The following is a 21,246-nucleotide window of genomic DNA, read 5'->3' on the forward strand; positions in this document are numbered from 1 at the left end:
TGCCGTCTTTCCTTGCGGCGAACAGCACTGGCGCAACGCGCTGTAGTCAGGTTCTCTCTTTTTATCGGCCTGGGCCGCCCCTGTGCGCCCGAACGGTTTTGTCATTTTTTATCACGTCGTTTTAAGACGCCGTTTTTTATGACGTGTCGCTACGCGTCATCAGATACGCCTGTGTATTTTTTCAGGCAGGAGAGAGACCATGTTTTACTGGATTTTATTAGCCCTGGCGATTGTCGCCGAAATTACCGGAACGCTGTCATTAAAATGGGCAAGTGTGGGCGGTGGCTACGCCGGATTTATTTTAATGCTGGTGATGATTTCCCTTTCTTATATTTTTCTTTCTTTTTCGATTAAGCGTATTGCGCTCGGTGTGGCGTATGCCCTGTGGGAAGGCGTTGGGATTGTCTTAATTACACTCTTCAGCGTCCTGCTGTTTAACGAAACGCTGACGCTGCAAAAAGGGCTGGGTCTGCTGGTATTGATTGCCGGGATCCTGCTGATTAAAACTGGTACCCAGACGCAGACCCGTAAACCGGAGGTGCGCCATGTCGCAGGTTGAATTACAGCATATCCTCTGGCTGCTGCTGGCAATTGGCCTCGAAATTGTCGCCAATATCTGGCTGAAATTTTCCGACGGCTTTCGTCGCCCGGTGTATGGCGTGGCCTCGCTGCTGGCGGTGCTGGCCGCCTTTAGCGCGCTCGGTCAGGCGGTGAAGGGCATTGATCTCGCCGTGGCGTATGCGCTGTGGGGCGGGTTCGGGATTGCGGCCACGGTCGCGGCGGGCTGGATAATGTTCGGCCAGCGCCTGAATCGCAAAGGCTGGGTGGGCCTCGGGCTGCTGCTGGTGGGAATGGTGATTATCAAGCTGGCGTAACGCGAGCAAAAAACAAGAGGGGCGCTGAGCGCCCCTTTTTTATTCGCCCGCCAGCGCTTCGAGCCGCTCGCGAAAGCCGGTGACTGAAATCGCCCGGTTATCGGCGCGCCAGCGGTCTTTGGCGGCAGGCGCGGAGCTCTGTACGCCAATCAGTTGCCAGCCGCTGTCGGTACGCAGCATCAGCGGCGAGCCGCTGTCGCCGGGCAGCGTGTCGCACTGATGCGCCAGCACGGAACGCTGCGCCCAGCCCGTTATCAGGCAATCCTGATGGCTGTAGAGCGCGTCGAGATGATCTTCCGGATAGCCTGATTGCGTCACGCGGCGGCCCGTGGCCTTCAACGCGCTGTTCAGCGCCGCGCGGTCGCCCTCAAAGAGCGGCAGCGGCGTCAGGCCCGACGGCGGATTGCGCAGGATAATCAGCCCGAAATCTTCAGGCGCGGCGGATGAAGGCACGATCCAGCCTTCGCCGTCGGCTTTCAGCTTGCGGCCGAGGGACGGCGCGACACGCCCTTCAATGCTGTGGATCTCATAGCGCCACTTGCCCTTTTGCGACACAAAACGCAGCGCCACCGGGCGATCCGCCGTGCCGTCCGGCGGCGAGAGCAGGCAGTGGCCAGCGGTCAGCGCCAGATGGGGAGAGATGAGCGTGGCGGTGCACAGGTTGCCGCTCTCGGTTTCGAGCTGGCCGATAGCGTCCCAGGGGGAAGAGGCCGGGTCCGGCACGGGCGTGCGGTCATCATGGCCAAAAAAGAGGGTTTGCACCTCGCTGGCGGCGTCAGAGGCGTCATCCCCCTCGTCGGCGTGTGTACTAAAAGCAGGTAATAATAGCGATCCCAGTAACAAGAAAACGGTTTTGCGCATATCACTCTCTGGTGGGGCAATTATGATTATTAAAGTAACCCTGTGAGGTAACTATAGACGTGACGCGAGCAAAGTGAGAATAAAATCAGCGTGCTAGCGTGGTTTACCAGTAAAAAAAGGCCGTCAGCGCGCCGCACAACAGCAGCAGCGTCAGGATTATCTCAAACTGATAACGGCGGATCATGTCGGGCCTCCGGAAATCGCAGCCCGCGCGTCCGGCGCAAACGGCAACGCGCGTGCCTGAGCGCGCAGGCCTGACCAAAGCGGCGAAAAAAAACGGCGGGGCGTGGCGGGACTATAAAGGCGCGGCGGGGCGGGCGTCCGTAGGTGATTAGTATCGGCGTGTAACGGAATGTACAGCGCCGGGCGCAGGGCCCGGCGCTGAGGAGCGCGGTTACAAATAGCGCGCCGTCAGGTGGTCCTGGAAGTAGCGCGGGTTGAGATCTTCGCCGGTGGCGTTGGTAAGCAGCTGCGACGTGCTGAAACGGCTGCCGTGCTGCCACACCGACTGGCGCAGCCAGTCAAACAGCGGGCGCAGATCGCCTGCCGCAATCGCGGCGTCGAGGTTCGGCAGCGCCTGGCGCGCGGCGTGGAACAGCTGCGCGGCATACATCGCGCCGAGCGTATACGACGGGAAATAGCCGAAACCGCCGTCGGTCCAGTGAATATCCTGCATACAGCCGTCGCGATAGTTGCCGGTGGTGGAAATCCCAAGCCAGCTCTGCATTTTCTCATCCCATAGCGCCGGGATATCGTCCACTTCGATATCGCCATCAATCAGCGCGCGTTCAATTTCATAGCGCAGCACCACGTGGGCCGGGTAGCTCACCTCGTCGGCATCGACGCGAATAAAGCCTGGCTTCACGCGCTGGTTCCAGGCGAGATAGTTCTCCTCCTCAAACGCGGGCTGCATCCCGAAACGCTCAACCACCTGCGGCAGCAGGAGTTTCAGGAACGGGCGGCTGCGCCCAAGCTGCATCTCGAAGAACAGGCTCTGGGATTCGTGGATGGCGGTGGAGCGCGCCAGCGCCACCGGCTGGCCCGGCCATTCGCGCGGCAGATTTTGCTCATAGCGGGCGTGGCCGGTTTCATGGATGACGCCGAACAGCGCGCTGAAAAGTTCGTTTTCGTCATAGCGTGTGGTGATGCGCACATCTTCCGGCACGCCGCCGCAGAACGGGTGCGCGCTGACGTCCAGCCTGCCGCCGTCGAAATCGAATCCCAGCAGGCGCATCGCTTCAAGGCCCAGCTCGCGCTGTTGCGCGACCGGGAACGGCCCCTGCGGCGTGATAAGCTCGGTGCGCTGCTGTTTTTCCACCGCGCGGGCGAGGAGATCCGGCAGCCAGCTGCGCAGATCGCCAAACAGCGTATCGAGACGCGCGCTGGTCATATCCGGCTCGAAAATATCGAGCAGCGCGTCGTAGCGCGAGCAGCCTTTGGCTTCGGCGCGGATGGCTGCCTCTTCACGGCTCAGTTTCACCACTTCTTTGAGGTTTTCCGCGAAGCCGTCCCAGTCATTGGCCGGACGCTGGCTGCGCCAGGCGTGCTCGCAGCGGCTACCGGCAAGCGATTTGGCCTCCACCAGCGCCTCGGGCAGCAGCGCCGCCTGCTGATAGTGGCGCTGCATTTCGCGCAGATTGGCCTGTTCAAGGTCGTTGAGGTCTTCCTGCTCCGCGCCGCGCAGCCACTCGGCCATTTTTTTATCGGTGAGGATCTGATGCTGGAGCACGCTCAGCTCGGCCAGGGCTTCGCCACGGGCGCGGCTGCCGCCCGGCGGCATCATCGAAAACATATCCCAGCTGGCGATAGCCGAGAGATGAGAGAAGCGGGACAGTCGCAGGAACGTGCGGCTAAGCTGTTGATAGTTTTTGTTTTCCATAAGGCCTCGTGACGTTGTCGGCAAGCTGAAAAGGTAGCATTAACCCTGACGAAACACGAGGCCCTGAGGCAGATCAGTGGACCCGGCGATGCAGGCCGCTCCCCACCAGCAGCGCCAGCACCAGCAGAAGCGCGATAAACCCGCCGACGCCGTTCCAGCCGAAGCGATGCCAGAACAGCCCGCCGAGCGTCCCTGCGACGCTTGAGCCCAGATAATAGCTGAAGAGATAGAGCGACGAGGCCTGGCCTTTGGCGCGCCGTGCCCGCGGACCAATCCAGCTGCTGGCGACCGAGTGGGCGGCGAAAAACCCGGCGGAGAAGAGCAGCATGCCTGCGAAAATCAGCCACAGCGAGGAGAGCAGCGTCAGCAGCAGCCCGCAGAGCATCACGCCGGTGAAGGCAAGCATCACCGGGCCGCGGCCAAAGCGCGCGGTCATCGCGCCCGCTTTCGGCGAACTCCAGGTGCCGGTGAGATAGGCGACCGACAGCAGGCCCACCGCCGCCTGGCTTAAGTGCCAGGGCGAGAGCATCAGCCGGTAGCCGATATAGTTAAAGAGCGTGACGAACGCGCCCATCAGCAGAAAGCCTTCGGCAAACAGCAGCGGCAGACCGGCGTCGCGCCAGTGCAGGCGAAAGTTAATGAGCAGCGTGCGCGGGCGCAGCGAGGAGGCGCGAAAATGGCGCGAGGCGGGGAGGATTTTCCAGAACATCAGCGCCGCCGCGAGCGCGAAGCAGCCGATAAACGCCATCGCCGCGCGCCAGCCGAAGAAATCAGTGATAACGCCGCTCAGCAGACGACCGCTCATGCCGCCGATGGAGTTGCCGCTGATGTACAGCCCCATCGAGAACGCCACCACGCTTGGGTGGATCTCCTCGGAAAGATAGGTCATCCCGACCGCCGCCACGCCGCTCAGAGAGAGCCCGATCAGCGCGCGCATCAGCAGAATGCCATGCCAGCTGTGCATCATGGTGGCGAGCAGGGTGCAGATGGAGGCCAGCAGGAGCGCGGTCACCATGACGTTTTTGCGCCCGATGGCGTCAGAGAGCGGCCCGGTGAACAGCAGCCCGATCGCCAGCATCCCGGTCGCGATGGACAATGAGACGCTGCTGGCGGCGGGCGTCACGCCGAACTCCTGCGACAGCACGGGCAGTATAGGTTGCACACAATAGAGCAGGGCGAAAGTCGCGAGGCCCGCTGAGAAGAGCGCGAGCGTGACGCGCATAAAAGCGGGCGTGCCGCGTTTGATATAGGTCGCCGGCGCGGCAATCACAGCATCGTCAGCGGCCTGCGCCGGCGCGGCGCTGACGGAAGAGGTACGACTCACAGCAGATCCTTACGTAATATCCCCGCGATTGTTGGCCGACGGGTAAGGCACTCACGCAAGAGTAGAAAGCGGCGAATCATCTGTCTAATATATTAATAATCTCAAATAATATGAATTAAATATGAATATCGAACTGCGCCATCTTCGCTATTTCGTGGCGGTCGCCGAGGAGCTGCATTTTGGCCGCGCCGCCGCCCGGCTGAATATCTCCCAGCCGCCCCTGAGCCAGCAGATCCAGGCGCTGGAGGCGCAGACCGGCGCGCGGCTGCTGGCCCGCACCAACCGCAGCGTCAGCCTGACGGCGGCAGGCAGGCAGTTTCTCGCCGACAGCCGCCAGATCTTAAGCGAGGTGGAAGCCGCGGCGGTGCGCGCCGCCCGGCTCCATAATGGCGAAACCGGCGAACTGCGCATTGGCTTTACGTCGTCGGCTCCCTTTATCCGCGCCATTTCCGATACGCTGTCGGTGTTTCGCCGCCGCTACCCGGACGTGCATCTGCAGACGCTGGAAATCAACACCCGTGCTCAGATAGCGCCGCTGACGGAAGGGCGGCTGGATGTCGGGTTGATGCGCAACACGCCGCTGCCGGAGACGCTCGCCTGGCAACTGGTGCTGCGCGAGCCGCTGCTGGCGCTGATCCCCTGCGATCACCCGCTCGCCGCGCGCGAGGCGGTGTCGTTAAGCGAACTGGCGGGCGAGCCGTTCGTCTTTTTCGATCCGCATGTCGGCACCGGCCTGTATGACGATATTCTCGGCCTGCTGCATCGTTACGGCGTGCAGCCGCGCATCACTCAGGAGGTGGGCGAGGCGATGACGATCATCGGCCTGGTGGCGGCCGGGCTCGGCGTGTCGATTCTGCCTGCGTCGTTTCAGCGCGTGCGGCTTGACGAGATGCGCTGGGTAAAACTGCGCGAGCCGGACGCGATTTCAGAAATGTGGCTGGTCTGGGCGCGTCACCGCGAGCAAAGCGCCGCGGCACAACGTTTTATTTCGCTGCTGACCGGCGCGCCCACGCCCCCCGAAACCCGTGCTGAAGCCCAATAAAATGTGCAGTAAATCACAAGGCTAAGTAAAAATTTGACGCGCCCTGGCGAAGTGCTTCACCATAGCCGAATGTTTATTTCGAAGCGCGAAAATAAGGGAGTGAGACGTGGCTGCTGATAGTCAACCGGGCCATATCGATCAGATAAAACAGACCAATGCGGGCGCGGTGTATCGCCTGATTGATCAGCTTGGCCCGGTATCACGTATCGATCTTTCCAGACTGGCGCAGCTCGCTCCCGCCAGCATCACGAAAATCGTGCGCGAAATGCTCGAGGCGCATCTGGTGCAGGAGACGGAAATCCAGGAGCCAGGCAGCCGCGGGCGTCCGGCGGTGGGGCTCGCCGTGGAAACGGACGCCTGGCACTATCTGTCGGTACGCATCAACCGCGGCGAAATCAACCTCGCGCTGCGCGATCTCAGCAGCAAACTGGTGGTGGAAGAGCAGCTCGACCTGCCGCTGAAAGAGGCCCGCCCGCTGCTCGATCGTATCATCGACCATATCGATCGCTTTTTTATTCGCCACCAGCGCCAGCTGGAACGACTCACCGCCATCGCCATTACGCTGCCGGGCGTTATCGACACCGAGCACGGGCTGGTGCGCCAGATGCCGTTTTACGATGTCACCGATATGCCGCTCGGCGCGGCGCTGGAAGCCCATACCGGCGTGCCGGTGTTTATTCAGCATGACATCAGCGCCTGGACGATGGCCGAAGGGCTGTTCGGCGCCTCCCGCGGCGCGCGCGACGTAATTCAGGTGGTAATCGACCATAATGTCGGCGCGGGCGTTATTACCGATGGCCGCCTGTTGCATGCGGGCAGCAGCAGTCTGGTGGAGATTGGCCATACGCAGGTCGATCCTTACGGCAAGCGTTGCTACTGCGGCAATCATGGCTGCCTTGAAACCATCGCCAGCATCGACAGCGTACTGGAGCTTGCCCAGCAGCGCATGAACCAGTCGATGGGCTCGATGCTGCACGGACAGCCGCTCGGCGTGGCGTCGCTGTGCGATGCGGCGCTGGCGGGCGATCTGCTGGCGCGCGATATCATTCTCGGCGTAGGCACGAATGTCGGGCGCATTCTCGCTATTATGGTGAATCTGTTTAATCCGCAGAAAATCCTGATTGGTTCGCCGCTCAACCGGGCCTCGGATATTCTGTTCCCGGCCATTGCTGACGCGGTTCGCCAGCAGTCGCTGCCCGCCTATAGCCGTAACATCAGCGTCGAAAGTACCCAGTTCTCCAACCGCGGCACAATGGCCGGCGCGGCGCTGGTGAAAGACGCGATGTATAACGGTTCGTTATTGATTCGCCTGCTGCAAGGGTGACAACTTTTCCCTGATCCACTAAAAATTGCGCTATCTCAAGCTGACCCTGAAAGTCTTCTTTTAGACTTTTGCCACTGGATCATTCTTTTTAACACAATGGCAGATGGAGTCAGCGATGCTTAAGCGCGTCTTTATTACCGGTACAGATACCGCCGTCGGGAAAACGGTGGTTTCCCGCGCCCTGTTACAGGCGCTGGCCGCCACCGGCAAGCGCGTGGTGGGCTATAAGCCGGTGGCGAAAGGAAGCAAAGTCACGCCGGAAGGGCTACGCAACAAAGATGCCCTGGTGCTGCAAAGCGTGTCCACCCTGGCGCTGCCGTATGAGGCGATTAACCCTGTCGCGTTTAGCGAAGAAGAGAGCAGCGTGGCGCACAGCTGCGCGATTAACTATTCCTTGTTATCAAAAGGCCTGGCGCAGTTGAGCGAACAGGCGGATCACGTCGTGGTCGAGGGCACCGGCGGCTGGCGCAGCCTGATGAACGATTTACGCCCGCTCTCCGACTGGGTAGTGCAGGAACAATTGCCGGTGCTGATGGTAGTGGGTATTCAGGAAGGCTGCCTGAACCATGCGCTGTTAACCGCGCAGGCGATTGCGAGCGACGGTCTGCCGCTGGTGGGCTGGGTGGCGAACCGTATTAATCCGGGTCTGGCGCATTATGCGGAAATCATCGACGTGTTAAGCCAGAAACTCCCGGCGCCGCTGCTCGGCGAGCTGCCGTATCTGCCGCGCGCCGAACAGCGCGAGCTGGCGAAGTGGGTGGATGTCACGCGCCTTGGCGCGACAAACCCGCTGCGCACCGCGGTATGAGCGCGGTTTGAACCGGTTATCATGGTGTGAACGCTACCCGGCGCTACCCGGCATTGGTAAGACATGAAAAGGGCGGGCTTACCCGCCCTGTACGACAGTGGCGTTAATGCCGGACGGTAAGGCGGGTAAGCGCAGCGCACCCGCCGCCACACTCACAGGCCCGCCATCATACCCATAACGCCTGATATCACTTCACAACCCTGCCACCCTTCACAGCCCTTCATGAATATTCAGCGCCCGGCGGGTACGACCGGAACTGAGGTAATCGGCGATATAATCCTGAGAGATTTCACCACTGTAGCGGCCATCTTCATCCACAATCGGCATCCAGACGGTGTTGTGCTCATACAGACGCGACAACACCACGCGCAGGTTATCTTCCGCTTTGCCGGTCACGCGGAACGGGTGGAGCATATCGGCGCAGACGCCCACCGCGCCGCGCGCTTCGCGACGCTTCACAAACCCCAGCGGTTTCTCGTTTTCATCCACCACGGTTACCGAGCGCATATCATTGTCATCCATCAGCGCGAAGGCTTCGGCGAGCGGCGTTGCGGTACGCACCGTAATGGTCGGCTGTTTGTCGGTCACATCGCCCGCCTGAATCAACAGCAGACGCTTGAGCGTGCGATCCTGGCCTACGAACGAGCCCACAAATTCATTCGCCGGTTTGGCGAGCAACTCGTCGGGGCTCGCGCACTGAATGATTTTCCCCTGGCGGAATACCGCGATGCGGTCGCCAAGCTTCAGCGCTTCGTCGATATCGTGGCTCACCAGCATCACGGTTTTTTTCAGCTGGCGCTGCATCTCAAGAAACTGGTTCTGGATAACTTCACGGTTGATCGGGTCCACCGCGCCGAACGGTTCATCCATCAGCAGCACCGGCGGATCCGCCGCCAGCGCGCGGATCACACCGATACGCTGCTGCTGGCCGCCCGACATCTCTTTCGGATAACGGTTCAGGAAGCGTTTCGGATCGAGCGCCACCATCGCCATCAGCTCGGTCGCGCGCTCCTTACAGCGGGCTTTGTCCCAGCCCAGCATTCGCGGCACCACGGTAATATTCTCTTCAATGGTCATGTTCGGGAAGAGACCTATCTGCTGGATAACGTAGCCGATGTTGCGGCGCAGCGTCACGGTGTCCAGATCGGTTGTGTCTTCGCCGTTGATGTAAATCTTGCCGCTGGAGGGGGCTATCAGCCGGTTAATCATCTTCAGCGTCGTGGTTTTGCCGCAGCCGGAAGGGCCGAGCAGTACGCACATTTCGCCTTCCGGCACGTTCAGGTTGACGTTATCCACGGCATTGACGGTCTGGCCGTTTTTCTGCGTAAACTGTTTGGTGAGGTTTTCAAGTTTAATCATTATCGGATCCCCTTAGGCGTCAGCACGACCTGCAAGCGGTGCAGTAACCAGTCCAGAATAATTGCCAGTAAACAGATCATCAGCGCGCCGGCGATGAGCATACGAATATCGCTGCCGCCGATGCCGTTAAGCAGCAGTAACCCGAGCCCGCCCGCGCCGATGACGGCGGCGATCGCCATCACGCCGATATTCATCACCACGGCGGTGCGGATACCACCAAAAATCACTGGCAGCGCCATCGGGATCTCTACCCAGCGCAGACGCTGCCAGAACGTCATGCCGATGCCGCGTCCGGCTTCACGTAGCCCCGGCGGCAGGCTGTCGAGCGCCGTGTGGGTGTTGCGCACAATCGGCAGCAGCGAGTAGAGAAACACGGCGGTAATCGCGGGCAGGGCGCCAATGCCCTGGCCTATCAGCGAAAAGAGCGGGATCATCAGCCCGAACAGGGCGATGGACGGAATGGTCAGCACGAGCGTGGCCAGTCCCAGCACAGGCGTGGCGAGCCATTTGTAGCGCACAATCAGAATGCCGAGCGGCACGCCGATAATAATCGCGAACCCTACTGCCAGCAGCACCAGCCATAAATGCTGGAACGTCAGGGTGGCGAGGAAACCGGCGTTATCGATCATATAGTGAAGGGTATCCATCATCTCTCCTTAAAGCAGACCTTTGTCGCGCAGGAAGTCGCGGGCGACCTGTTGCGGCGTCTGGTGATCGATATCCACCTTCGCGTTAAGCGTGGTGATGGTCTCGTTATCCATCAGCCCGGAGAGCGTATTCAGCGCGTCCTCAAGGCCCGGGTTCGCCGCCAGCGTGTCTTTGCGCACCACCGGCGTCACGGCATAGCTTGGGAAAAAGCCTTTATCATCCTCCAGCACTTTTAAATCGAACCCTTTGACGCGCCCGTCAGTGGCGTACACCAGGCCTGCCTCGACAAAGCCGTCGCGAATCGCGTTATAGACAAGGCCGGGGTCCATCTGGCGGATCTGCGGGCGGTCAAGCGGCATGTTGTACGCCTTTTGCAGCGGCTTCATGCCGTCGCTACGCCCGTAAAACTCCAGATCGAGCGCCAGCATCCAGTTGTTATCCGGGTCGGTTTTACGCACCTGCTCCACTTTTTCCGCCAGTTGCGAAATGGTGCTGATGTGCTCCGCCTCGGCGCGTTTACGCTGCATGGCGAACGCGTAGGTGTTGTTCATGCTGGCGGGCTTGAGCCACACCAGACCGAGTTTCGCATCCAGCTTTTTCACCGTGTCGTAGGTCTCTTCCGGCGACATCCGTTTGTTGATGTGATTAAAGATAATCAGCGACGTGCCGGTGTACTCCCACGTCATATCCACCTGTTTGTTGATCATGGCGTTACGTGAAATGACCGTCGCGATGTTAGTGCGCGGCTCGACCTGAAAACCTTTCTTTTGCAGGTACAGGACGGTCATGGCGGAAAGAATATGCTGCTCGGTAAAGCTCTTGGTGGTCAGCACCAGCGGCGCGGCGCTGGCGGAGCCGGCGAAGAGTAAGCCCGCGGTGGCGAAGGCCAGCAGACGATATAACAGGGTCATCGGAAGCTCCTTATCATCAGGCGGTATGCGGGCTGAGCACGCGGCCCAGCGCGGCGAGCGCCATATCCAGAATCAGCGCGAACAACGCCGTGGCGGCAGCGCCGAGAATGAGCGTCGGGAAATCGTTCAGGTAGATGCCGGGGAAAATCAGCTCGCCGAAGCTGCTGGCGCCGATAAGAAAAGCGAGCGGCGCGGTGCCGACGTTAATGGCGGTGGCGATGCGGATACCGGAGAGCATCACCGGCCAGGCGTTGGGCAGTTCTACCTGCCAGAGTCGCTGTCCTTTGGTCATGCCGATACCGTTGGCCGCCTCCAGCAGCGAGCCTGGCACGGAGCAGAGCCCGGCATAAGTGTTGCGCACAATCGGCAGCAGGGAGGCGAGAAACAGCGCCACAATGGCGGGCTTGTCGCCGATGCCGACCACCACCATCGCCAGGGCGAGAACCGCCAGCGGCGGCAGGGTGTTGCCGATGTTAAATATCTGCATCGCATATTCCGCAAAACGACGGGCGGCAGGGCGGCTTAACAAAATGCCGCTCGGGATGCCGACCGCGAGCGCCAGCGCCATTGAGCTGAACACCAGAATCAGATGCTGTTTACCCAGATAAAGCAGATCTTCGCGGCGGGCGGCGATAGTCGCAGGGCCGATGCCCCAGACCAGCAGCCCGATAACCACCGCGAGGCCGGCCAGCGCCCCGATGGCGCGTAAAGTCAGTGAGGCTTTCTGCATGAGGCGTTGTCTCCCTGGTGCACGTTTTATGGCGATGGGTATCGCCTGTTGTTATGCCGTGTGTCGGCAGGGTGTATTGAGCTATAGCAACCGCGCGGGAAGGATTCCAGTCGGCGTGACCATTAACTGACAAATGGTTTATCCCGGCAATTAACGGTTTGCCCTTACGCCGTCTCGTTTACACAGCGATCAAGAGAATTATCTTAAAAGCGGAGCGCGATAAGTGACGCCGTCACAAAAGGAGAGGGCTGCCGTGAAAAAATCCCGGTAATGCGAGCGGTTATGACAGGGTCGGAAAAAACCGAAACCTGCAAACGGAACGTGAGACGATGGGGTTGTCGATAAAAGCGCTGCCTGGCGCGGCGGTCGTGGTGCTGCCAGGCATGCTGTCGAAAAACAAAAATTATTATCTTGCCGGGCTGATCCCGCTTTTTCCGGCCTTTGCGCTTATTGCGCACTATATCGTCGTCACCGGGCGCGGCGTCGGGGCGCTACGCACCACGGTGATTTTCGGCATGTGGGCGGTTATTCCCTATTTTGTCTGTCTGGCCTCGCTGTGGGTGCCGAGCGGCATGGTCAAAATGCCGCTGGAGCTCGGCGGGGCGGTCGCCTGCTGGTGCCTGAGCGCCTGGCTGCTCATTGCGCTGTGGAGCCGCTTTCACTAACGGTACAGCGGCTTTTGCGCCACCGGCATCGCCAGTCCACTGCGCCACCAACCAAGCGTCGCGCGCGTCAGTTCGCCGAGCGCCACGTAAAACGGGTGACGCGCCTGTGCGCAGAAGACCTCCAGAAAGCGCGGCGCGAACGGCAGCAGATGCCAGGCCAGCAGCTCTTCCAGCTCACGCGTTTTTCCCTCCCCGGCAAGCCAGGCGGCCAGCAGCAATAACAGACCGATATGATCCGCGGGCTCCTGCGGCGGCGTTTCAAAGGCGATGGCGTTCTCACGCAGCCAGCGCTGCAACGCCTGCGTGGAGTCGCCAAACAGTACCGATTCGCGATCGAGCCAGACCGAGCCCCACGGCGGCGCGGGCAGCGCGTGCGGGCCGATAAACAGCCGCTGCCACGCCTGCGCCAGCGTTTCGCCCTCAGCGTAAGGCGCGCTAAATCCTGCAGTCAGCGCGGCGTCAAACGCCCGGGGCCATTCTCGCTCCCAGCCCGGCGCGCGCAGCGCGTCAACGATGCCGCGCGCCTGCGGGGCATCCGGCGAATAATAAAAAAGCGCGCCGAGAATACGGGCGCTGGTAGAGATATCCGTTAATGTCTGTTTCACTGCTCACTGTCCTGAAAAAGCCGGGCGGCGTCGCCACCCGAAGTTATCCTGCAACGGGCATACCCACCGTCATATGCAGGCCATAAAAAAGGCCACGACCGATAAGCTCGCCTGCCAGCACCAGCGTAAACCCTGCAGTCAGCCCCCACGGGCGCGGCGGAACGCGGCGTATCAGCGGGCAGAGCCAGCAACCAATGCCGAGCGCCAGCAGCACCATGCGCCACGCCTGCCAGAAGCCGTAATCCGGCAGCAGGGCGCTCGCCTGTTGTACGGAGGTATGGATGCCCGCAAGGCTTGCGCTTTGCATCAGCGCCCCCGCGAGGCTTATCACCAGCGCCAGCACACAAACCACGGTGAAAACCCGCGACCCTGCCACACCCGCGGCCGCCAGCAGAAGCGCGCCGAGCAACGGCCCGCCGAGAAACGCCGTCAGGAAAAAGCCGGGCGTGGTGTAACCGTTGTGCCAGGTGGGTACGGTGTTGATCTGGTACACGCGCGTCATCGCGAAGATAAACAGCGCGCCGAGCGCCATCGCCACGATAAGCCATGCTTTCCCGAGCGCCTCCGGCATTTTGCCGAGTACCGCCACCAGCCACCACAGCCCGCCGACCGCGAAAAACAGCGATCCGCTGGCGATCTCATTACTGAGCGGTGAGTGGCCAAGACGGTTCAGCGAATTAAACGCGCGCAGCGGCGAGCCGAGATGCATCACCGAGGCGAGAAACGCGATACCCATTAATACCCAGAGAAAAAACATGACGCGCACGATGCGGGCGCGGTCATTCTGATTGCCGTTAAACCACGCCTGACCGGTAACGATAAGCCCGCCCGCCACGCACTGGCCGAGCACGGTGAATAACACCAGCGGCCATTCATGCCATCCACTTCCCATTTCAGACCTCCTTCGGATTCGCCAGTCTGCCGGTGGTGTCACCGGTCGGGCGGCTGTTTGCGTTGGGTTTAATCACGATATTCGGGCGGGTAAAGTGGGCGGCGGGCAGCGGCGCGACCTGCGCCAGCGAGCCGTACTTTTTACGCAGCTCTTCAATCGGCGCCATATCCAGTGCGCGCAGCGGGCAGGATTCGACGCAAATCGGTTTTTTGCCCTCAGCGATGCGCTCATAGCAGCCGTCGCATTTGGTCATATGCCCTTTGGCCGCGTTATACTGCGGCGCGCCGTACGGACACGCCATATGGCAGTAGCGACAACCGATGCAGACATCTTCATTCACCACCACAAAGCCATCCTCACGCTTGTGCATCGCGCCGCTCGGGCACACTTTGGCGCAGGCGGGATCCTCACAATGGTTGCACGCAATGGAGAGGTAATAAGCAAAAACGTTCTGATGCCAGACGCCGTTGTCTTCCTGCCAGTCGCCGCCCGCGTATTCATAAATGCGGCGAAAGCTCACATCTGGAGTGAGATCGTTGTAATCCTTGCACGCCAGCTCACAGGTTTTACACCCGGTGCAGCGGCTGGAATCGATATAAAAGCCATATTGTGTGGTCATCGGGACTCCTTAAACCCTGGCAAGCTGAACCAGATTGCTGTGAGACGGGTTTCCTTTCGCCAGCGGTGATGGCCGCTGGGTGGTCAGTACGTTAATGGAACCGGCGTGATCGATGCCCTGCGCATCAGGCTGGTACCACGCGCCTTCACCCAGCGCCACGACGCCCGGCATAATGCGCGGCGTCACTTTCGCCTCGATGCGCGCTTCGCCGCGCGCGTTCCAGACCCGCACCTGGTCGCCATCATTGATGCCGCGTGCCTGCGCATCCTGCGGATTGATCCAGATCTGCTGGCGGCAGGCGGCCTGTAAAACATCGACGTTGCCGTAAGTGGAATGGGTGCGGGATTTATAGTGAAAACCGGTGAGCTGGAGCGGGTAGTGCGCATGCTGCGGATCGGTTGCCTGTTCAAAGCCGGGGCTGTAGACCGGCAGCGGGTGGATCACATCGCCTTGCGGCAACTGCCAGTGCGCGGCGATATCGGCAAGCGCCGAGGAGTAAATCTCGATTTTGCCGGAGGGCGTGGTAAGCGGATTCGCGGTCGGGTTTTCACGGAAAGCCTGATAGGCCACGTGATGGCCCTGCGGATCGCGAAGCTTAAAAATGCCCTGCTTACGGAACGTCTCAAAATCCGGCAGCTCGGGGATAGCACGCCGCGATTGCGCGTAAAGATGGCGCAGCCAGCCTTCCTGCGTGCGGCCTTCAGTAAATTTATCGCTGACACCCATACGCGCCGCCAGCGCGCTGGTGATGTCATAGATAGTGCGGCATTCAAAGCGCGGCGCAATGGCCCGATCGGCGAAAATCACGTAGGCCATGTTGCCGCAGGAGGCGTCGAGCGCGAAATCCATCTGCTCCGACGCGGTGCAGTCCGGCAGCAGGATATCGGCATAGCGCGCCGAGGCGGTCATATGGCAGTCGATGACAACGATCAGCTCGCACTTTTTATCGTCCTGCAAAATTTCATGGGTGCGGTTGATGTTGGCGTGCTGGTTAACAAGACAGTTACCGGCGTAGTTCCAGATCATCTTAATCGGCACGTCGAGCTTCTCTTTACCCCGCACGCCGTCGGCGGTCGCGGTCATCGACGGGCCGCGCTCGATGGCGTCGGTCCAGGTAAAAATTGAGATACTGGTCTGTACCGGGTTTTCCAGCGTCGGCATCCGCGCGAAGGGGAGCGAGAATGAGCCTTCGCGCGCGCCGCTGTTGCCGCCGTGAACGCCGACATTGCCGGTGAGGAATGGAAGCATCGCTATCGCGCGGCAGGCCAGTTCGCCGTTAGAGTGGCGCTGCGGCCCCCAGCCCTGCGCGATAAACGCCGGTTTGGCCTGGCCGATTTCGCGGGCGAGTTTGATAATGCGCGCTTCGGGGATGCCGGTAATGGGCGCGGCCCAGGCGGGCGTTTTGGCTATTCCGTCCGGCCCGTCGCCGAGGATATACGCCTTATAATGACCATTGGCAGGCGCGCCGGGCGGCAGGGTTTTCTCGTCATAGCCGACGCAGTAGTTATCCAGAAACGCCTGATCGACATAGTTTTCAGCGATCAACACCCAGGCGATGGCGGAGGCCAGCGCGGCATCGGTGCCAGGGCGGATCGGGATCCATTCATCCTCGCGCCCGGCGGCGGTGTCGGTATAGCGTGGATCGATGACTATCATCCGCGCCTGCGATGCGGCGCGCGCCTGTTCAAGGTAGTACGTCACGCCGCCGCCACTCATGCGGGTTTCGCCAGGGTTATTGCCAAACAGTACCACCAGCTTGCTGTTGGCAATATCCGATGGGCTGTTCCCGTCAGCCCAGCCGCCATAGGTGTAGTTCAGGCCTGCGGCGATCTGCGCGCTGGAGTAGTCGCCGTAGTGATTAAGATAACCGCCGCAGCAGTTCATCAGCCGGGCAATCAGCGTTTTGCCTGGCGGCCAGGAGCGGGTCATGGTGCCGCCGAGCGTGCCGGTGCCGTAGTTGAGATAAATCGCCTCGTTGCCGTATTCGCTGATAATGCGCTTCATCCCCTGGCTGATGGTATCCAGCGCTTCTTCCCAGCTGATGCGCACGAATTTGCCTTCGCCGCGTTTGCCGACGCGCTTCATGGGGTATTTCAGACGATCCGGATTGTAGATGCGCCGCCGCATGGAGCGCCCGCGCAGGCAGGCGCGTACCTGGTGCAACCCGTTATAGTCATCGGTGCCGGTGTTATCGGTTTCGACATAACGGATCTCGCCATTCACTACATGCATTCGCAGCGGGCAGCGGCTGCCGCAGTTGACGGTGCATGCGCTCCAGACGACACGTTCATCCGGCGCGCCAACGGCGCGTCCCACTGCGGCGGCGGCATGCCGGAGCCCGAAGGGCAGAGAGATGCCGCCTGCCGCCAGCGCCAGACCCCCCAGTGCGGTGGATTTCACCAGCGTACGGCGGCTGATCCCGGCCGGACTATCGGTATTTGACATTACTTGCTCCTTGTCTCCATAGCGGAGAGTCAATGTGGTACCTGTTGTCAGGGTTGTGGTTAGCCCGCAGCGGATCTTCGCTATATGCACAAGCCTGGTGTGCTGCGGATTGCCTCTGGCGAGCAGCGACCGGCGGCCATGAGGGAAAAATTCAGACGATTAGAGCGCTAATGATTAGCGTGGGAATATTTTTACCCGGAATGGAGTAGTAAACGTTAACGAGGGTCAATAGATGGGGCTTGAGGGATGTGACAGGAACAAAAAAGGGGCCGAAGCCCCTTATGATTATTGTGGTTCGCTCGCCGCGCCTTGCGACGTCGCACCGCCTGCGGCGTTACCGCTCTGGGTGCGGGTATAGAGAATTTTTTGCGTATCGTTGGCGCAGTGGCCGACAACCTGCGCATCCGGCTGGTCAGCCTGGTCATTAGGCACGATAGTTAACGTAAACCCGTTTTCCGGTACGCCATTATTAATGATGCGCTGTTCAATATCGGCTTTTACCCGTTCACAGGAGTTTTGCGCGGCGCTGACCGGCAATGTCGCGGCCAGCAGCAGGGCGCCTGCCCAGTAACGTTTTTTCATTAACGGCTCCTTATTGGCGTAAAACAGATGTAGTAAGCATAGCAGTTGTTATATATATCACTGACTTTTCAGATATCATGCCGCTTTTGGCGAGGCCGCAGAAGGATAATAAAACGTGAATAAATACGTGACGGTAATGATGGTGTCGCTGGCGCTGACCGGCTGCGATAAGCCGGACGCGCTCGCGCCGTTCAGCCCGGAAATGGCCAGTTTCTCCAGCGAGTTTAATTTCGATCCGCTGCGCGGCCCGGTAAAAAACTTCACCCAGAAGCTGATAAACGACAGCGGCGACGTGGAAACCGAAGTCAATGGCACGCTTTCAGAAGAGGGGTGCTTCGAGACGCTGAACTACGTCGATAAACCGAGCAACAGCCATCTCTCGCTGGTGCTGGACGCGAATTATTACCTGGACGCGCTGACCCGCGAAAAGCGCATCCGGCTACAGGGGAAATGCCAGCTGGCGGAGCTGCCGGCGGTCGGCATGATCTATGAAACCAACGAGCGCGAATTCGTGGTGAAAGGGCATACGCAGGAAGTCACGGTCAGCTACCGTTACGACGACGAAGGCTATCCGCTTGGCAAAACCAGCAAAGCCAAAGACGCGGAGCTTTCCACGATAGCCACGCCGAGCGACAAGCGTAAAAAGCATGACTACACCTCGGTGACGAAACTTAACGACAAGGTCGTCGATACCGCGAAGCAAAGTTGCGAATATGACCGCCATCTCAATCCGTTAAGCTGCGTGCTGGAACTGACCGACACGGGCACAACGCCGCCAAAACAGCATAAGTTCACCATCCAGAACGAAATCAATTACTACTGACAGGCGGTGTGGTGACGGGCCGTGAAAAGCGCAGGCATCCTGCGCTTCACGGGCTTACTGCGCGGTGGGTTTCAGCAGGCTGTTCCCGGCAGGTTTGAGCTGCGTCAGGTATTGATGCTGGAAAATGCACATGCGGATGGTGTTACGATACTCGCCATTAATAAAGAATTCATGGACCAGCTCGCCCTCGACCATAAAGCCCAGCTTGCGATAAATATGGATGGCTTTGGCGTTCTCTTTATCGACGATCAGATAGAGCTTATAGAGGTTCAGCACCGTAAAGCCGTAATCCATCGCAAGCTTCGCCGCGCGGCTGGCGAGGCCTTTGCCCTGATGTTCCGGGGAGATGATTATCTGGAATTCGGCGCGACGGTGAACATGGTTAATTTCCACCAGCTCCACCAGGCCCGCTTTATCGCCGTCGCACTCCACCACAAAGCGGCGTTCGCTCTGATCGTGAATATGTTTGTCATAGAGATCGGAAAGCTCAACGAACGCTTCATAAGGTTCTTCAAACCAGTAGCGCATCACGCTGGCGTTATTGTCGAGCTGATGGACGAAACGCAAATCTTCGCGTTCCAGCGGGCGCAGTTTGACATCAACGTAGTCTGACATCGTTCATCCTTTTTGTGCGCGGGAAAGCCGGCCCCCGGCGCGCGGGAGCCGTGGTGCAAACGAGCGTTACGGATTAATGACGCGGCCGGTGCGGCGGTCAAGACAACGCAGGGTGTTGGGTTCCCAGTAGGCGTTGAGGTTGGCGCTTTTTTCGCAGTTATCCTGGGCGTCAAACGCGACATCCGCTTTATCCCACTCTTTTTCGGCGCGTTTATTGACTTTCTGGCGTAAAGAACGGGTGTCATTCCATTGCTCTTTATCCATCGCGGCGTCCTGACGGGTGCGGGCGTTGTCGCCGGATTCGATAATCAGTTTATCGGTCTGCGCGTGGGCAACGCTGGTGAATGCACCGGTCAACAGCGCCAGCAGCAGTGAGTGGCGAAGGAATTTATTCATGGCGATATCCTTAATGAAGCTGTTCTTGTCGTGAAGCCGACACGCTTTACTATATCATCGTGCGCGAATCGCGCACAGCGGCGACGATTGCCGATATTATCTACATGAGCCTCAATATGATTAAAACCACTTTGCTTTTTTTCGCCACCGCGCTTGCGGAGATCGTCGGCTGTTTTTTGCCGTGGCTGTGGCTGCGCAAGGGGGCGAGCATACTCTGGCTGCTGCCAGCGGCGCTGTCGCTGATACTGTTTGTCTGGCTGCTGACGCTGCACCCGGCGGCGAGCGGGCGGGTCTATGCCGCTTACGGCGGCGTCTATGTGATGACCGCGCTGCTCTGGCTGCGCGTCGTCGACGGTGTCCGCCTGAGCGTTTACGACTGGGCAGGGGCGGCGGTGGCGCTGTGCGGCATGCTGATTATCGTCGCCGGCTGGGGCCGCGCCTGACGTTTCTGTGAATTCCTCTTTACGGGTAACTCTGGCAGCGCTTCACGCTTTGTGAAGCGTCGCGCATTTTTCCTCTTAATCAACTTGTATGGTAGTTAAGTCAGTTGTTCGCGGTGCGTACAGTTTGCGTATCGCCATGTCTAAAAGGAAAGATGCATGAAAATCAGTAAGGCGGAAGTGTTTGTCACCTGTCCCGGTCGCAACTTTGTCACGCTAAAAATCACAACGGACGATGGGCTCACCGGGTTGGGCGATGCCACGCTTAACGGGCGTGAACTGTCAGTGGCGAGCTACCTGCGCGATCATCTCTGTCCACAGCTGGTGGGGCGTGATGCGCAGCGCATCGAAGATATCTGGCAATTTTTCTATAAGGGCGCCTACTGGCGACGCGGCCCGGTAACGATGTCAGCCATTTCGGCTATCGACACCGCGCTGTGGGATATCAAAGCCAAAGCCGCCGGGATGCCGCTTTATCAGCTGCTGGGCGGCGCGTCGCGCGAAGGCGTGATGGTCTACTGTCACACCACCGGCCACACCATCGATGACGTGCTGGACGACTACGCGCGTCATAAAGAACTCGGCTTTAAAGCGATTCGCGTGCAGTGCGGCGTGCCGGGCATGAAAACCACGTACGGCATGGCGAAGAGCAAAGGCGCGGCGTATGAGCCCGCCACCAAAGGGCAATGGCCGGAAGAGCAGCTCTGGTCAACGGAGAAATACCTCGATTTCACGCCAAAACTGTTCGAAGCGGTGCGCAGTAAATTCGGCTTTCACGAACATCTGCTCCACGACATGCATCACCGTCTGACGCCCATCGAGGCCGCGCGTTTTGGCAAAAGCATTGAAGATCACCGGCTGTTCTGGATGGAAGATCCAACGCCCGCCGAAAATCAGGCCTGCTTCCGGCTTATCCGCCAGCACACCGTGACGCCCATTGCGGTCGGCGAAGTCTTTAACAGCATCTGGGACTGTAAACAGCTCATAGAAGAGCAGTTGATTGATTATATCCGCACCACCGTTACCCACGCGGGCGGCATCACCGGCATGCGGCGCATCGCCGATTTCGCCGCGCTGTATCAGGTGCGCACCGGCTCGCATGGCCCGTCGGATCTCTCGCCCGTCTGCCACGCCGCCGCGCTGCATTTCGATCTCTGGGTGCCGAACTTCGGCGTGCAGGAATATATGGGCTATTCGGCGCAGATGCTGGAGGTCTTTCCGCACAGCTGGACTTTCGACAACGGCTATATGCATCCGGGCGACAAGCCGGGGCTTGGCATTGAGTTCGATGAAAAGCTGGCGGCGAAATACCCCTACGATCCGGCTTACCTCCCGGTCGCCCGCCTCGAAGACGGCACGCTGTGGAACTGGTAAGCCCGGCGCGCCTGTCCCTGCGATAACAT

General features: G+C 59.8%; 23 protein-coding genes. 9 read left to right on the forward strand and 14 right to left on the reverse strand.

The window, feature by feature from the left end:
* Positions 1–199 precede the first annotated feature (199 nt).
* Positions 200–559, forward strand: coding sequence for a multidrug/spermidine efflux SMR transporter subunit MdtJ (mdtJ, locus tag BJP61_RS11135; protein ID WP_171998337.1), 360 nt, complete (start codon positions 200–202; stop codon positions 557–559).
* Positions 546–875 carry a multidrug/spermidine efflux SMR transporter subunit MdtI gene (mdtI, locus tag BJP61_RS11140; RefSeq protein WP_075193170.1) on the forward strand — a complete coding sequence of 110 codons (330 nt, stop codon included), beginning with the start codon at positions 546–548 and terminating at the stop codon, positions 873–875. Before mdtJ ends, mdtI begins: the two co-directional genes overlap by 14 nt.
* Before the next feature lie 39 nt (positions 876–914).
* On the opposite strand, the gene BJP61_RS11145 is transcribed toward mdtI, so the two are convergent.
* The 3 genes from BJP61_RS11145 to BJP61_RS11155 form a co-directional block, all read right to left on the reverse strand.
* Complete coding sequence (locus BJP61_RS11145) at positions 915–1,736, reverse strand: serine protease (RefSeq protein WP_171998338.1); 822 nt, start codon at positions 1,734–1,736, stop codon at positions 915–917.
* Between the two features lie 394 nt (positions 1,737–2,130).
* Entirely contained in the window at positions 2,131–3,615 is a 1,485-nt protein-coding gene (locus BJP61_RS11150; protein ID WP_171998339.1) for a carboxypeptidase M32, read from the reverse strand.
* A 73-nt stretch (positions 3,616–3,688) separates the two neighbouring features.
* Positions 3,689–4,939, reverse strand: coding sequence for an MFS transporter (locus tag BJP61_RS11155; RefSeq protein ID WP_171998340.1), 1,251 nt, complete (start codon positions 4,937–4,939; stop codon positions 3,689–3,691).
* A 121-nt stretch (positions 4,940–5,060) separates the two neighbouring features.
* Here BJP61_RS11155 and BJP61_RS11160 point away from each other — a divergent pair, with 121 nt between their 5' ends.
* The 3 genes from BJP61_RS11160 (at position 5,061) to bioD (ending at position 8,113) form a co-directional block, all read left to right on the forward strand.
* A complete protein-coding gene (locus BJP61_RS11160; protein ID WP_075193166.1) occupies positions 5,061–5,981 on the forward strand; it encodes a LysR family transcriptional regulator in 921 nt (306 codons plus the stop codon).
* A gap of 106 nt (positions 5,982–6,087) precedes the next feature.
* Positions 6,088–7,305 (forward strand): sugar metabolism global transcriptional regulator Mlc, encoded by a 1,218-nt coding sequence (mlc, locus tag BJP61_RS11165; RefSeq protein ID WP_038862867.1) that lies wholly within the window; start codon positions 6,088–6,090, stop codon positions 7,303–7,305.
* 115 nt (positions 7,306–7,420) lie between these two features.
* On the forward strand, positions 7,421–8,113 hold the full coding sequence (gene bioD, locus BJP61_RS11170; protein ID WP_075193165.1) for a dethiobiotin synthase: 693 nt from the start codon (positions 7,421–7,423) through the stop codon (positions 8,111–8,113).
* Between the two features lie 210 nt (positions 8,114–8,323).
* On the opposite strand, the gene osmV is transcribed toward bioD, so the two are convergent.
* The 4 genes from osmV to BJP61_RS11190 are packed head-to-tail and all read right to left on the reverse strand — an operon-like array spanning position 8,324 to position 11,761.
* A complete protein-coding gene (gene osmV / locus BJP61_RS11175) occupies positions 8,324–9,472 on the reverse strand; it encodes an osmoprotectant ABC transporter ATP-binding protein OsmV (protein WP_038862869.1) in 1,149 nt (382 codons plus the stop codon).
* The gene (gene osmW / locus BJP61_RS11180; protein ID WP_038862871.1) at positions 9,472–10,119 is read right to left on the reverse strand and encodes an osmoprotectant ABC transporter permease OsmW; all 648 of its coding nucleotides are present in this window, start codon (positions 10,117–10,119) and stop codon (positions 9,472–9,474) included. Before osmW ends, osmV begins: the two co-directional genes overlap by 1 nt.
* Before the next feature lie 9 nt (positions 10,120–10,128).
* Positions 10,129–11,031, reverse strand: a complete 903-nt coding sequence (gene osmX / locus BJP61_RS11185; RefSeq protein WP_038862872.1) for an osmoprotectant ABC transporter substrate-binding protein OsmX — start codon at positions 11,029–11,031, stop codon at positions 10,129–10,131.
* 16 nt (positions 11,032–11,047) lie between these two features.
* Positions 11,048–11,761, reverse strand: coding sequence for an ABC transporter permease (locus BJP61_RS11190; protein WP_038862873.1), 714 nt, complete (start codon positions 11,759–11,761; stop codon positions 11,048–11,050).
* 329 nt (positions 11,762–12,090) lie between these two features.
* On the opposite strand from BJP61_RS11190, the gene BJP61_RS11195 reads away from it, so the two are divergent.
* Entirely contained in the window at positions 12,091–12,426 is a 336-nt protein-coding gene (locus BJP61_RS11195) for a GlpM family protein (protein WP_171998341.1), read from the forward strand.
* On the opposite strand, the gene dmsD is transcribed toward BJP61_RS11195, so the two are convergent.
* The 5 genes from dmsD to BJP61_RS11220 form a co-directional block, all read right to left on the reverse strand.
* Positions 12,423–13,031, reverse strand: coding sequence for a Tat proofreading chaperone DmsD (gene dmsD, locus BJP61_RS11200; RefSeq protein WP_171998342.1), 609 nt, complete (start codon positions 13,029–13,031; stop codon positions 12,423–12,425). The two genes, BJP61_RS11195 and dmsD, sit on opposite strands and share 4 nt — an antisense overlap.
* A 43-nt stretch (positions 13,032–13,074) precedes the next feature.
* A complete protein-coding gene (locus BJP61_RS11205) occupies positions 13,075–13,923 on the reverse strand; it encodes a dimethyl sulfoxide reductase anchor subunit family protein (RefSeq protein WP_171998343.1) in 849 nt (282 codons plus the stop codon).
* Position 13,924: 1 nt separating this feature from the next.
* Positions 13,925–14,542, reverse strand: a complete 618-nt coding sequence (locus tag BJP61_RS11210; protein ID WP_038862878.1) for a DMSO/selenate family reductase complex B subunit — start codon at positions 14,540–14,542, stop codon at positions 13,925–13,927.
* A gap of 9 nt (positions 14,543–14,551) precedes the next feature.
* Positions 14,552–16,987 (reverse strand): dimethylsulfoxide reductase subunit A, encoded by a 2,436-nt coding sequence (dmsA, locus tag BJP61_RS11215; RefSeq protein WP_171998344.1) that lies wholly within the window; start codon positions 16,985–16,987, stop codon positions 14,552–14,554.
* A gap of 285 nt (positions 16,988–17,272) precedes the next feature.
* Positions 17,273–17,569, reverse strand: a complete 297-nt coding sequence (locus BJP61_RS11220; RefSeq protein ID WP_007671423.1) for a DUF1161 domain-containing protein — start codon at positions 17,567–17,569, stop codon at positions 17,273–17,275.
* A gap of 115 nt (positions 17,570–17,684) precedes the next feature.
* Here BJP61_RS11220 and BJP61_RS11225 point away from each other — a divergent pair, with 115 nt between their 5' ends.
* Positions 17,685–18,392 carry a YnfC family lipoprotein gene (locus BJP61_RS11225; RefSeq protein WP_038862881.1) on the forward strand — a complete coding sequence of 236 codons (708 nt, stop codon included), beginning with the start codon at positions 17,685–17,687 and terminating at the stop codon, positions 18,390–18,392.
* A gap of 54 nt (positions 18,393–18,446) precedes the next feature.
* Here BJP61_RS11225 and speG read toward each other — a convergent pair whose 3' ends face one another.
* Positions 18,447–19,007, reverse strand: coding sequence for a spermidine N1-acetyltransferase (gene speG / locus BJP61_RS11230; RefSeq protein WP_038862882.1), 561 nt, complete (start codon positions 19,005–19,007; stop codon positions 18,447–18,449).
* 66 nt (positions 19,008–19,073) lie between these two features.
* A complete protein-coding gene (locus BJP61_RS11235) occupies positions 19,074–19,403 on the reverse strand; it encodes a DUF1283 family protein (RefSeq protein ID WP_075193159.1) in 330 nt (109 codons plus the stop codon).
* Between the two features lie 116 nt (positions 19,404–19,519).
* On the opposite strand from BJP61_RS11235, the gene BJP61_RS11240 reads away from it, so the two are divergent.
* Complete coding sequence (locus BJP61_RS11240; protein ID WP_161579663.1) at positions 19,520–19,846, forward strand: YnfA family protein; 327 nt, start codon at positions 19,520–19,522, stop codon at positions 19,844–19,846.
* A 156-nt stretch (positions 19,847–20,002) separates the two neighbouring features.
* On the forward strand, positions 20,003–21,217 hold the full coding sequence (gene manD / locus BJP61_RS11245) for a D-mannonate dehydratase ManD (RefSeq protein WP_171998345.1): 1,215 nt from the start codon (positions 20,003–20,005) through the stop codon (positions 21,215–21,217).
* Positions 21,218–21,246: the final 29 nt, after the last annotated feature.

It is taken from the genome of Cronobacter sp. JZ38, from assembly GCF_008932145.1.
GTDB lineage: Bacteria > Pseudomonadota > Gammaproteobacteria > Enterobacterales > Enterobacteriaceae > Cronobacter > Cronobacter muytjensii.